The sequence below is a fragment of the Sphingobacterium thalpophilum genome, from assembly GCF_901482695.1.
Classification (GTDB): domain Bacteria; phylum Bacteroidota; class Bacteroidia; order Sphingobacteriales; family Sphingobacteriaceae; genus Sphingobacterium; species Sphingobacterium thalpophilum.
In genome coordinates this window covers 362,543-375,139 of the sequence record NZ_LR590484.1, presented here as the reverse complement: position 1 = coordinate 375,139, position 12,597 = coordinate 362,543, and the positions used below count along the sequence as shown (strand labels likewise).

Annotated in this window: 8 protein-coding genes; 5 read left to right on the top strand and 3 right to left on the bottom strand. The window is 41.6% G+C overall.

Annotated elements, in window-relative coordinates; translation table 11 throughout:
• Nucleotides 1–228 precede the first annotated feature (228 nt).
• Nucleotides 229–1,086 carry a hypothetical protein gene (locus FGL37_RS01560; RefSeq protein ID WP_028070057.1) on the bottom strand — a complete coding sequence of 286 codons (858 nt, stop codon included), beginning with the start codon at nucleotides 1,084–1,086 and terminating at the stop codon, nucleotides 229–231.
• 16 nt (nucleotides 1,087–1,102) lie between these two features.
• Nucleotides 1,103–2,326, bottom strand: a complete 1,224-nt coding sequence (locus FGL37_RS01555) for a M12 family metallopeptidase (protein ID WP_028070058.1) — start codon at nucleotides 2,324–2,326, stop codon at nucleotides 1,103–1,105.
• A gap of 889 nt (nucleotides 2,327–3,215) precedes the next feature.
• Here FGL37_RS01555 and FGL37_RS01550 point away from each other — a divergent pair.
• Nucleotides 3,216–4,382 (top strand): M12 family metallopeptidase, encoded by a 1,167-nt coding sequence (locus tag FGL37_RS01550; RefSeq protein WP_160169490.1) that lies wholly within the window; start codon nucleotides 3,216–3,218, stop codon nucleotides 4,380–4,382.
• Complete coding sequence (locus tag FGL37_RS01545; RefSeq protein ID WP_138096651.1) at nucleotides 4,379–5,311, top strand: hypothetical protein; 933 nt, start codon at nucleotides 4,379–4,381, stop codon at nucleotides 5,309–5,311. The genes FGL37_RS01550 and FGL37_RS01545 overlap by 4 nt, the downstream gene beginning before the upstream one ends.
• Before the next feature lie 587 nt (nucleotides 5,312–5,898).
• Here FGL37_RS01545 and FGL37_RS01540 read toward each other — a convergent pair.
• Nucleotides 5,899–8,628, bottom strand: coding sequence for a DUF5695 domain-containing protein (locus tag FGL37_RS01540; protein ID WP_028070061.1), 2,730 nt, complete (start codon nucleotides 8,626–8,628; stop codon nucleotides 5,899–5,901).
• 449 nt (nucleotides 8,629–9,077) lie between these two features.
• Here FGL37_RS01540 and FGL37_RS01535 point away from each other — a divergent pair, with 449 nt between their 5' ends.
• From FGL37_RS01535 to FGL37_RS01525, 3 genes are all read left to right on the top strand, one after another.
• Complete coding sequence (locus FGL37_RS01535; protein WP_028070062.1) at nucleotides 9,078–9,980, top strand: dihydrodipicolinate synthase family protein; 903 nt, start codon at nucleotides 9,078–9,080, stop codon at nucleotides 9,978–9,980.
• A gap of 91 nt (nucleotides 9,981–10,071) precedes the next feature.
• On the top strand, nucleotides 10,072–11,565 hold the full coding sequence (locus FGL37_RS01530) for an aldehyde dehydrogenase (NADP(+)) (RefSeq protein WP_037533335.1): 1,494 nt from the start codon (nucleotides 10,072–10,074) through the stop codon (nucleotides 11,563–11,565).
• 22 nt (nucleotides 11,566–11,587) lie between these two features.
• A complete protein-coding gene (locus FGL37_RS01525) occupies nucleotides 11,588–12,586 on the top strand; it encodes a 4-hydroxyproline epimerase (protein ID WP_028070064.1) in 999 nt (332 codons plus the stop codon).
• Nucleotides 12,587–12,597 lie beyond the last annotated feature (11 nt).

The following is a 12,597-nucleotide window of genomic DNA, read 5'->3' as shown; positions in this document are numbered from 1 at the left end:
ATATAACTAAAAGAAGAGGTCTATTCAAAACTTGGATAGGCCTCTTTCTTTTTAATGGTTCTGCTGGATTATCATTTCAAACTATTCTATTCTCAAAGTGTTTAGATTTACTATCGGCAGTCTTTTTGTTAGTCCCATATTTGATTTAATGAAACAAAAATTAAACGGTTCCTGTTATTGATTGGAGCAATTACAATGAACCGCGAAGATATGAAACGTTTGAAATATTTATAACAAAAATGAGATATATAGATTGGCACCCAAATTATTAGAATTGAATTCATTTAATCTCGTTTTCTCATCTCCATTTGCCATATGAGTGATATCGGTTCCTTTTTTGAAAAAAGAAGTTTTGTAATGTGTTTTTAGTCCTATACTAAAATTTCTATAAGGATAAGCAACTAAAAAGCTAACATCATTGGTCCAACCGGTACCATTTTGTGTGAAAGAAGGATTTTTGAAATTACTACGTAGGTTCCAAAAGCCTTCAGTGTTAAGCTTGGATAAATATATAGTGTTTTGTAACTCAAAATGGAGTGTCTTTCGGAATCCTAAACCACTACTTAAACCCAGATGTTTAATTGAAAAGTTGTAATAGCTATCTAAATTAGACGCCTCTTCAATTATAGGGATATGATGCCTTTCATAGTTTAAATTAGTTGACAAAAAGGCGGTAAAGAATTTACGAACATGAAGAGAGTGCCGCCAGGTCAGAGCAAAACTTGAATAAATAATGCTATTTATTTTATATTCCTCGTAGTTATAAATATTCTGTCTGTTGTCGTTGAGGTAATCTATATCAGTTAGTTTGCCCTTGCCGTTGTTACTTACATTACAACTAAAAGTAAATTCTTCGTCTTTGTACAAATAAGAATAAAACAAACCGATTGCAGTGTAGTTGATATCATTAAAGAATAATTCTGATAAAACGGTTGGGTTCCGACCATAGATATCTCCTGCCACGTTCCAATCGTAATTACTTACTGTTTGGTCAATAAAAAAGGATATCCTCGAATTTGTTGTTTGAGGATATCCTTTTGAAAACAATGATACAGCGAATAAAACTATAATAATTCGATAGGTCATTCAGTAACATTAATGATTAATTTATAACATCAATTCGTTCGATGCTTTCCATGTATGTGTCTGGTTGGTAATATCCTAGGTATGTATTTTGCCGCGCCCTCGTCGTTAGAGAAAATGAAGATTGGCCAGGATAACAAAGTATGTCTTCTTGTGTCCTTTCGGTTACTAAATTTAATGGGCCGCTTCCATATTTCTGGATAAGATATTGTACCCTTACCTTCATAAAGTTTTTTAGCGGGGTTATTGCTGTGGAAGCCGTTGGAGGATTTATGTTGTGAAAAGTAATTGTATGTTCAGCGGTGGTATCGTAGATATCAGTGGCATTATCGACATAGGCCTCATTTATCGTTGTAGTATTTGTTCTTCTAAAATATCTAAAGTCTCGTGGGCCATATAAATAATGTAAAGAAAGCTTATCTGTGCTTGTAATAGAATCACGATTTGCTGAATAGGTTGAGAGCCCGCCATTTGGAGTTTTGTATCGCATAACGGGAATACTACTATCATAAGCAACTGTTGAATTAGCGAATGAACCGTAGTTCATAATCGAATAACGATTAAATCCTCCAATAATGGTGCCTGATCTTGTTTTATATTGATCCTGCCAGTCAGGCTTAATATTTGAAAAATTGATTTCTAAATATTGATTTATATCGGAGCGTTGATGTTCGTGCATTATTCCTGCTGCGTGAAAAATTTCGTGAATTATCGTCCCATAATTGGCACCATCAGATATTTCAATTCTCTGTTTATTTCCAGCTTTGCCTAAAGCAGAATAACTTGTTGAACCTGCTATTGAAACAAATTCAACATAATCTCCTTGGCCGTTTCTGGGCACAAGTTTGATGTGTGTTTGAGTATTTATAAGATTAATCGCTGTCTGTATTCTAGTCGGTTCTACGAAGGTAGCGCTAATTGTATAAGGAATTGTTGAATTTGGCCATCGTAACCCCATGTCTCCAATTGTAAGCCCGCGAGCATTTCTTGTCGAGTCCTTACTAGCAAGCAGTTTGTTGAATTGCTGTTGCGATAGGTAGAAATCTTCACCTAAATAATATCGCCCATTCGTTTGCTTATAGTAAATAGAATCACCGCCCACAATCAGTAATCCCTGATTTTCTATATTGGCGTGATTATTTTTCTCCGAATTGCCGATAATCTGTCCAATGTCCTTGGAACAAGAAGTAATTAAGTGGCACAACGATGCAATAATTAATAGGTGTTTTTGTTTGGCTCTCATAATTTTAAATAGTTTAAAACTCAATTCGTATAACAAATATAGAAAAATTGAATTACCGGGATATTTATATATTGTTGCTTTTTTGTTAATATTTCTTTTGAGAAATAGCAGTTAAAGTTCGCCGGTATCTTAGGGCTAAAACAGTGAGGACAATAAGACTTATCTATCGTTCTTCTGACGAATTTCGTTATAATTTTTACGATCTCTCGGGCTGGTATCGAGAAATTTATCGAGTACACCCAGTTAATTTTTCGATGCCAGCCGATGAACGGGTGAAGTTGGTCGAACTCGGTCGATACGCTAGTATATCATTAAGTTGCGTGTAGCATTTGAAAGTTCTTTCCATAACAGGCATAGTTGGTTGGTAATCGGAGTTGATGAACATTGCTGTTTCTGAATGGTTTATAGGCTTTTTCTAGGTTCTACATTGAAGAAATTCGTCGTTCTAAAAGGTTTGTCGCATGTAGTTGACGGAAAGTCATTAGTTCACACGTTAAGTTTTTCTGCCGTCCCCCTTCTGGAACTGAATTGTTATTTGCAGTAGCTGCCTTTTTAGGCGAACGATTCCTTGTGTTGTGGTTTTGTCCTACTTTTCAAATGGCCAATAAAGTTATGATCACTGGTTGTGTTGTTTGAAAATATGTGTAAGATATCTTTATTTTAGGATAGTTTGTGTTGTTATGTTGTAATTTATCGATTTATAAGCAATAAGATTTTGTTTTTTTTAATTTGTAAAGTTTTTTTTGATAAATTTTTATTTTTTTTAATGGTAAGTTTTTGTTACGATTTGTATATTTGACTAGCTTTATTTTGAATTTTTAATATTCACTTGAATATCAAAATATAGCTCATAAAAAGTGTTTTATTAATCTAATATAAAAAAATGAATATGAAAAGAGTTGTTAAAAATCTTTCGTCCTTTATGTTGCTTATGGTAGCGCTGTTTAGTTGTAGTAAAGATGGGGAGGTAAACACATTGTTAAATGAAGAAGCGTCGCTTAATGATTCTACAGTGCATAAATTTAATTTACCAGGGGGGAGTGAAATTAAGGTATTAGAAAAAGGAGGCGATTATTATATAGCAGATGACATTGTGCTTAGTAAGAAGCAGTTTTTAACTTTAAAAGGTTTGAATGGCTCAACTTTGCCTCGCAGTGCGGTTATGACTAACCTCGTTAGTAAATGGACAAATGGTGAAGTTCCATATTTAATCGAAAACAATTTTTATAATGCACAAAGAATTAGTGAGGCAATAAATCACTACACTACCGAAACTCCTGTTCGATTAGTTCCTAAGCAAGCTTGGCATACTGATTATGTCAAATTTGTTAACCATGATTCGGTGAGTAAATCCAATTTAGGCAGAATCGGGGGAGGACAATTAATACATATTAGTAAATCTGCGAGCTATGGAACTGTAATGCACGAGATAGGTCATGCTATCGGTTTATTTCATGAGCATACAAGGTCTGATCGCGACCAGTTTTTAAGCGTTGATCCGAGTGTTGCAAATAATATAAATTATCAAAAATATGATACTGATTATTTAGGGTTTGATGTCGGTGCCTTCGATTTTAATTCTATAATGATGTACCCAAGAAGTAGTGTTTTGAAAAGCAAATCTGATCCCAATTATTACTGGCCAGTGAATAGAAGTAATTTTTCTTTGGGTGATATTGCTGGAATCAATTATATTTATGGGAATGCACCTTATATTAATTTAAGAGAAGTCGTCACGAGCTATGTGTTTACTAGTGATGGTTATGACAAGATATATGATGTGTATATTGACTTTTATCAAGATGCAGCTAAAACTATCCCTTTAACAACAACGTATCCAATTAAAATATATTATAAATATTTTGAAGAGCGCAAGTCGAATAAAGCTAATCCTTTGCAAACAAGCGAATATGAACAAACATTAATCGTTCCTGCTGGGGTAGGTTCTTTTAAAATGGAGGGATTCATTGATAGTAAATATTACGAATATGGAGATTTAGATTTTGTATTGAATCAATATATTCAGGTGAGAACGGCAGCCGGCTATCAATTATGATGAAAAAGGCAGTTTTTTGCTTTTTTATTTCTTTATTAAATTTCAGTTCTTATGCTAATAAAATGATATCTCAGGACACTATCGAAAATAGAATGAGTTGGGATATCTTACCTATGATAGGACTATCGCTTGAAAAATTTTCTTATGCTATCTCCGGAAATGAAAATGGAGAAAACCCCAATGTTTTATCCGAACTGACTTGGGAAAATACATATGCTTTTAATTTTGGTTTTAGAAATAGGCTCTCTTACAAGAAATTATTTTTGTTCTCAAAAGTTATCTTTAATAAAACTCTAAGTGGAAATGTTGTTGATATTGATTATGGAGAGGATAACCGACAGGGAGTTATTTCTCATCAGGAATTTGATAATTTTAGAGGTGATGGAATCAGTTTGGCGCTAAACTTCGGGTACAGACTATTTACTGGTTCTAAATTGGCGATTTTTGCGGGATTAACTGGCGAGTTTGATAAAAGAGAGTTTTTTTTACTAAATAAAAGAACTTTAACGCTTTCTGATGAAAATTTTATTGAAGGGCTAGAGTCGTATTATCTTTATAAAATACCTTCGCTCGGTTCAAAATACTTGTTAATTTATAAGCTGTCAAAAAAAGCTGATATACAGACAAATTTTGGAGCGAAGTATATTATATATAACGCATTTGGTAATTGGAATCTAAGAAAGGAATTTTCCCATCCTAAAAGTTACGAACATTCAGGACACGGAATAGGATGGGATATTTCTCTTGAGTATAGACATAGATTAAATAATAGATTGTCACTTGGAGGCATTTATTCATATCAGAATTTTAAAATTTATCATGGACAGGACTTATTGTTTATGCAGAGTGGAGAAATAAAGAGAACGATGTTAAGGAGTGTAAAAAATGCAAAGCAAATTTTAGGGATGGATCTAGTGTTTAGATTTTGAATGTATCCATTTATAGCAAGTGCTTTTGGTAGGTCTGAACTTAAAAGGATAACTTTCTTAGATCAATAAGGTGATGTTGGTCGACGAGAATTTACAGCAGTAACGCATTCGTTTGATTAAGGAGTAAGATTGTGTATAGCAAAAGCTGAAATGTATTTCGGTGCGGTTTACTTCTTACTTTATTTGGTTTTATTGAAATGTAATATTTTTTGAAAACGGCTTTAGATCGTTCGGTTAGCTTGGCTGAATTTATCGTAAATGTGTCCACATCGGGTACACGTAATTCCCTTACGATTTTAAACTTATAAAATTTTAAAGCGTGGTTAGGGCTGGAAGTGCTTTGCTTTTTGCCGGTGTCTCTCACGGTAATGTTAATTGCAGCATATAAACCGGACATTGTCGGATCGTATAAACAGCCGACTGTGTTAACCTTGATCGGGACGGCGATCGTACTGTTGATGGCATGGATGAGCATACGAGTCCTCCTCTGAGAAAGTTGCTCAGATCCATGCTGTCGCTTACCTATCCAGTGTGTGCAGCTAGTGAACGGGGCAATAATCAGGTGCACAATCCGTAGCGGAAAGAAATTATTTCGCCCTGGTCAAGGTCACCTGTATTGTTGATCGCGGTATCCGGTAGCGGCCGTATTGATCTCTGCTCATGTCCTTGATCTCATATCCGCTCTCTGGATTGATATTTAGTAATACATGGGTGTTCAGCTCTTGATCTTTTGTATCAAAGTGAAGTGTGACGCTTCTGTCTTTAAGCTGATAGGACAGGTGCTCTATCTCGCCGGCGTCCGTCGTAAGCCAAAGTTTTTCTTTTGCCAGGAAAATGCGGCCCCGGGAAGCAGTGGTCACCTCCACCTGCACGGTTTTCTTATCGGATCGGAGGTTGCCGCTGAATGCCAGCCAGCCAAATTCTGGATGTTCAACAATATAAGTCCCCGAGTTGACCGCATAACCGTAAAATCCAGTACCGTAGTCACCACTGATGCCGTCATTGGCTAATGTGGACGGATAAGAGTGGAATGCAGCGGGACCGAAGCCATCTTCTGTCACGTTGGCCAGAGCACCCATCATGCCTGCATGGCCCACCCGCAAGAGGTAAAAATCATCGGGCTGATCACGGAAGGCCGTCAGCACCGGAATGGCATTGAGCGCCGAGCCGTAGTGATGCAACTGCCGCTCGATACGGGATAGCTTTCCTCCATAAACGAAGTCCCAATAGCGACGGGCGCTACCATTGTAGCCCCAGTGAGGCACTGTAGGCATGTAAGCTAAAATGGCTTGGAGGGTGACACGTGCTTTGTCGTCAAACCCAAAGAACCGCGACCACAAGTACACCTCTTCCTGACCGGTAGAATCCCAGGGCATCTCACTGCCGAAAGGATAGTTGAGGGCTTTCCAGTGCACGGCTCGCTTCCGCATGGCTGCCTCCAGTTGATCTGCACGGTCTGTCAGACCTTCGCGGCGTAGATCTTGCAGAATAATCAAGAATATACTACCCTCCATCTGGCCAAACTGCGCGTAATGAGGCGCTTTCTCCACCATTGCTATGGCTGTATGAAAGGCTCGGTCAAGATACGTATCCCAAGTGTGTTCCTGCACCAGATTATTGTAGTTGCGTGCTAATCGGTACATAACCCAATGCGCGGCAGCCACGTGGGGATAGTTGTAGGAACGGCCGATATCGTCGGCTTCTTTTTTCGACCAGGCTGACCAGGTCTTCCAGTTGATCCGATCATCGTAAGTGCCCGGAGGCATGGAGTCGGGTGCGTAGTAGAAAAGGCTTTTAACTACTCCATATTTTTTATCGCCTGAGGTATGCTGTATACGGCCATACATAGTCTCGTGGACAAAGTGCTTCAATTTCTCAATTTCATCGCGATTGGGCTGTACAATCTGTTTCATGATGGCCGCCAGCCAGCTGGCCGCACCAGCTTCGTCGCTTAGCCCAGCGTACCATGCACGCTGCTCCTGCGTGATCTGCCGCTGTTCCTCATAATCGTAAGAAATCACCGCGGGCGAACGACCGAAAAGATCGTTGTCATTTTCGTACCATTGTCTGGTGGTCAGGAAATGTCCTAGACTGTTGACCACCTTTTTTTCGGGTTGGATGACTTTATAATGTATCGTCTGTTGAGTACCATCCTGATAAATTACGGTCACCCGTGCGCGTCCCCAGCGATTGCCTTTTACTTCGTAATGCTGCCATCCTGACGCTGTTGGCTTTCGCTTGCTTATGCTGAGTGCCGCATCAGGGTAAACGCTCAGCTCTTTTATTGCCTGATTGTGCTTTATAAACAGGTTGGCAGGGTTATCCAATGGAACCACATATCCCGGTGTACCCACCGCCACGGGGCGCTTGTTGCGGAGTAGTTCGCCCTCAATATCCCTGATGCTGGGTGCCAGTACAAAACGCAACGAAAAGGTTTTCGAGGCTTTAGGCGCTAATACAGTGGAGGTCGCTGTATTCCACTGCTCCACACCCTTCCATTCTGTTTCTGTATGTGCTTTTGTGTGGATCATCCATTCATGGAATCCCTCAAATGTAATGCTTCTTGGCGTCGGATCGCTATTCAACGGGTTATAGGCTTCAAAAGCGGCATTTTCGTAGGGAAGCACGAGTAGACTTGACCCTAGCCCGTGGAGGTGATTTACCTGCAGATACCCTGCATCTTTACCTATATAGGGATCGAAAAATACATTTTCGGCATGGGCCTGGTCGAGGTTTTTTGCATCCATATTATTATTGAAGGGCAAGGGGATGCCGAGTGATCCGATCTCTATGGTTTGTGCTGTGGGATTACTGATCTCAAAACTCAGTATCAGGTCGCCGTCAACATTCTTCCAGCTGCGGGTCACCCGTAGAGGGATGCCTCCCAATGTGGGGCCCATGTCGGCAGCGGCCAAGGTGGGCAGGGAAGCGTCGAGTCTGGTCACTGCCATACGTTCTCTGGCCGAGGAATAAGTTGACCACGATGCTTCACCTTTTTTTCGGATGCGGAGGTTGATATCACCAAAATGGAAAAAATTGTTGCGGTCGCGCCTGTTCAACATTCCGGCAGGAGTGTAGTCGAAATTATCGTCTTCATCTGTTTTTTGTAGCGAGGATAGTGTCTGCGAAGAATTGAGTATTTTGATTTTGAGCTTCTGTAGTTGAAAACTCCTATATCCTTTATCGATTCCTAATGTAGCAGTCTGCTTTTGAACCGCCTGCCATACCGGATGTTCGTTCTGTTGGGCAAATAGTCCCGGGCTAACACATAGATATAAAAAGGTAGAAAGCAGAAAGTAATTTTTTTTGATATTCATTCCGTTAGATTTATCAGTCCAAGATTTGGTGGGTTGAGCACCTTCAATAAGTACAAATATGTGTTATTGCAAGCTTTTTTTATGCTTGGAATTTAACATACACTATTCCTTTTTTAGCATATTTTGAAGAAAATTTGGTTGGCAGTATTCGAAAACATAAATTTAATGTATAAAGAACACTTATTGTAAACTTAGGATAAAGTCAACCCGCAGATACAGTTTCCGGCCATCCTGAGGACCTTGTTCAAAGCAACAAGCTTATCGCTGATGTGACAAACAATTGAAATGTTGTTTTCTAATAGGGTTACTCGTTCATAAATGTTCGGCATAAATGCCGAGATGTCAATATTCAATAAGGAATGATCAAAACTCGGTTAGTTATGTTCCCGGTTAGTTATTTTCTTTGATGAAGTAATTGAACATAATTTAAGTAAATAAGAAAAAAGACTATGGCTGAATTAAAATGGACGGGGGTTTATCCTGCAGTATTGACACCGTTTAAAGAAAATGGGGAAATTGATTATGACATGTTTACAAAGAACACCGAGGCTCAGATCGCCGCTGGCGTGCATGGAATCATTATAGCAGGATCATTGGGCGATGCTGCAGTGCTGGATACGGAAGAGAAATTTGAATTGCTGACTTTTGCCCGTCAGCTTGTGGCCGGTCGTGTTCCGGTTGTGCTGAATATTGCAGAGAATACAACTAAAAACGCGGTCAACTTTGCACGGAAAGCGAAGGAATTAGGGGCGGATGGGCTGATGCTCCTGCCTCCTATGCGGTATAAAGCTGATGATCGCGAAGTAGTCACCTACTTTAAGGCGGTGGCGCAAGCAACAGATCTGCCTATCCTGATTTACAACAACCCTATCGATTATCCGGTATTGGTTTCTCTGGATATGTTTGGCGAATTACAGGATTGTCCGACGATTCAGGCGGTCAAGGAATCCACCCGGGATCTGACCAACATCACCAGAATGAAGAACAGATTTGGTGACCGTTTTAAAATTCTGGGCGGTGTGGACACCATCTCCCTGGAGTCCTTGGCCTTAGGAGCGGATGGCTGGGTATTTGGCCTGGTTGATGCATTTCCACGGGAGACCGTCGCTATGTATAAGCTGGCATTGAATGGTGAATTTGAGAAAGCGCTAGAAATCTATCGCTGGTTTATGCCTTTGCTGGAACTTGATATTCATCCGAAGCTGATTCAATATATCAAGCTGGCCGCCACAGCTGAGGGAATTGGTACACCGCATCTGCGCGCTCCACGTTTGCCTCTGGTGGGTGAAGAAGCTGATCGTATCAATAAGGTTATTGCCGATGGTATCGCCAGTCGCCCAACATTGAATTAAATGGTATCTCGTTATAATATTTAATAAAAGTAGGCGACCGGTGTATACCATTCGCCTACAATTCATATAACAATGATAAACTACTTATAAAATGGATCAACCAAAGATAACCTTAGATGGATATGCTCAGTTAGCTGCCGAAGCCTTTCAATTTTTAAAGTCTACTACCATCGCTCAACGTGCGGAATTTATGTTTGCTGTAGCCGATAAGATCGAGGCACTGGGCGCCGAATTGCTGGAAACTGCCCATCAGGAGACGGCATTACCTCTGCCAAGACTCACGGGTGAAAAGGCGCGGACGGTGCATCAGTGGCGCAGTTACGCGAGAGCTGTGGCCTCAGGGCTCTATGCCGAAGCTCGTATCGATCTGCCCGACACCGAAAAGGGAAAGGGTGACATCAGAAAATATAATGTGGGTATCGGACCCGTATTGGTATTTGGGGCCAGTAACTTTCCGTTTGCTTTTTCTACGGCTGGCGGCGATACGGCGAGCGCCATAGGAGCGGGCTGTCCTGTCATTGTGAAGGGGCATGCCGGCCATAGCCGGACCTCCACAATCATGGCAGATGCGATTACGGATGTGGTATCCCAATTTGGGTGGCCTCATGGTACTTTTAGCCATGTTCTGGGTGATCATGTGGAAGGAACAGATATAAAGATAGGCGCTTACCTCACGGCGCATCCGATGGTGAAAGCCGTAGGTTTCACGGGCTCGTACTGGGGAGGGAAGGCACTTTTTGATATTGCCAATCAACGGGAGCAGCCTATTCCGGTATTTGCAGAAATGGGAAGTGTTAATCCGGTTTTTGCCTTTTCACAGATCCTTGATCAACGTGCAGAGGCCCTGGCCAAAGAATATGCGGCTTCGCTAACCTTGGGCGTAGGACAATTCTGCACCAACCCGGGGATCTTTGTGGCGGTAAAGGGAGCTGCTTTCGAACGCTTTAAGCGTGCGCTGGCAGAAGAAATCAGTGGAATAGCTCCGGCAATGATGTTAAATAAGGGAATCTATAGCCATTTTGAAAAAAATAAAAACCTATTGAGTAATCAGCCGTCGGTTGCTTTCATTGCGGAATCGCAGACTGCTGCACAAGAAGGACAAGGCCGGCCGCGGATAATGGCAACCTCAGCGGACAGCTTTCTGAAAAATGATGTGCTGAGTGAGGAGGTTTTTGGCCCGTTCGGACTGCTGATAGAAGCTGATAATTACACACAGGTCCTGGATGTGGCCAAACAGCTGAAAGGGCAGCTTACCATCACCGTTGCAGCCACCAGCGAGGATGTACGGGAGCATCAGACGGTCATCGATGTAGTCAAAGATAAAGCTGGCCGTCTGCTGTTCAATGGAATGCCTACGGGGGTAGAAGTGGTGTATGCCATGCAGCATGGAGGACCTTTCCCTGCTTCTACCGATCCGCGGTTTACCTCAGTAGGTCCGGATGCGGTGAAGCGCTTTGTACGGCCATTGGCTTTTCAGAACTGGCCCGACGAGTTTTTGCCCGCAGAGCTGAAAAATGGCAATCCCTTAGCTATCCACCGGATAGTTGACGGAGTGGCCAGTGCTGAGAAAGTGAGCCACAAATAATAGAATAACAAGTTAACTCTATATGAAGAAGACATTTTTTTGTATCGATTCGCACACCTGCGGTTGTCCGGTAAGATTGGTCGCTGGCGGCGCTCCTCTCCTCAACGGCGATTCGATGATGGCACGTCGGCTCCACTTTATGGAGGAGTACGACTGGATCCGTAAGGGCCTCATGTTTGAACCGCGAGGGCATGATATGATGAGCGGCAGTATCCTATATCCACCGGTTGATCCGCGAAACGATACGGGCGTACTTTATATCGAAACCAGCGGCTGCCTTCCCATGTGCGGTCACGGTACGATAGGTACTGTGACCATCGCCATAGAAGAGGGGCTTATTCAGCCCAAAACACCGGGCAAGCTCCGTCTGGAAACTCCTGCAGGGCTAATCCTGATCGATTATGTGCAGGAGGGTGCAAAAGTAAAGACTGTAAAGCTGACAAATGTCAAATCTTTCCTATACAAAGAAGGACTTGCCGTGACATGCCCAGATCTCGGTGAGATCGTGGCCGACGTTGCCTATGGAGGAAACTTTTACGCGATTATCGATCCCCAAAACAATTTTAAAGATATCAGCGATTTTTCAGCTAGCCAGCTGATCCATTACGGTAAAATAATCCGGCGCCTGCTGAATGAAAAGTATGAGTTTGTGCATCCCGAAGATGAAAATATCTATGGGCTGAGCCATATCCAATGGACCGGTAAACCGGTCAAGGCGAATTCTGCGGGTCGAAATGCCGTATTAGTCGGCGAGAATGCGCTGGACAGATCACCTTGCGGGACAGGTACTTCAGCCCGAATGGCCCAGTGGTATGCCAAAGGCAAACTGAAGCGGGGAGAAGAATTTGTCCATGAAAGTTATATCGGATCGCAGTTTGTCGGCCGTATAGAAGAGGAAACCGATATGAACGGGCAAGCTGCCATTATTCCTTCTGTAGAAGGCTGGGCAAGAATAACAGGCTACAATCATATCATTATCGATGATGAGGATCCTTATAAAGAAGGGTTTCAGGTTCTGTAATTTACACATTA

What these genes read in the sequence shown, in the direction of transcription:
- FGL37_RS01555 (WP_028070058.1), bottom strand. Translation starts at nt 2,326, where the DNA reads ATGAGAGCCAAACAAAAACACCTATTAATTATTGCATCGTTGTGCCAC.
- FGL37_RS01545 (WP_138096651.1), top strand. Translation starts at nt 4,379, where the DNA reads ATGATGAAAAAGGCAGTTTTTTGCTTTTTTATTTCTTTATTAAATTTC.
- FGL37_RS01550 (WP_160169490.1), top strand. Translation starts at nt 3,216, where the DNA reads ATGAAAAGAGTTGTTAAAAATCTTTCGTCCTTTATGTTGCTTATGGTA.
- FGL37_RS01535 (WP_028070062.1), top strand. Translation starts at nt 9,078, where the DNA reads ATGGCTGAATTAAAATGGACGGGGGTTTATCCTGCAGTATTGACACCG.
- FGL37_RS01530 (WP_037533335.1), top strand. Translation starts at nt 10,072, where the DNA reads ATGGATCAACCAAAGATAACCTTAGATGGATATGCTCAGTTAGCTGCC.
- FGL37_RS01525 (WP_028070064.1), top strand. Translation starts at nt 11,588, where the DNA reads ATGAAGAAGACATTTTTTTGTATCGATTCGCACACCTGCGGTTGTCCG.
- FGL37_RS01560 (WP_028070057.1), bottom strand. Translation starts at nt 1,086, where the DNA reads ATGACCTATCGAATTATTATAGTTTTATTCGCTGTATCATTGTTTTCA.
- FGL37_RS01540 (WP_028070061.1), bottom strand. Translation starts at nt 8,628, where the DNA reads ATGAATATCAAAAAAAATTACTTTCTGCTTTCTACCTTTTTATATCTA.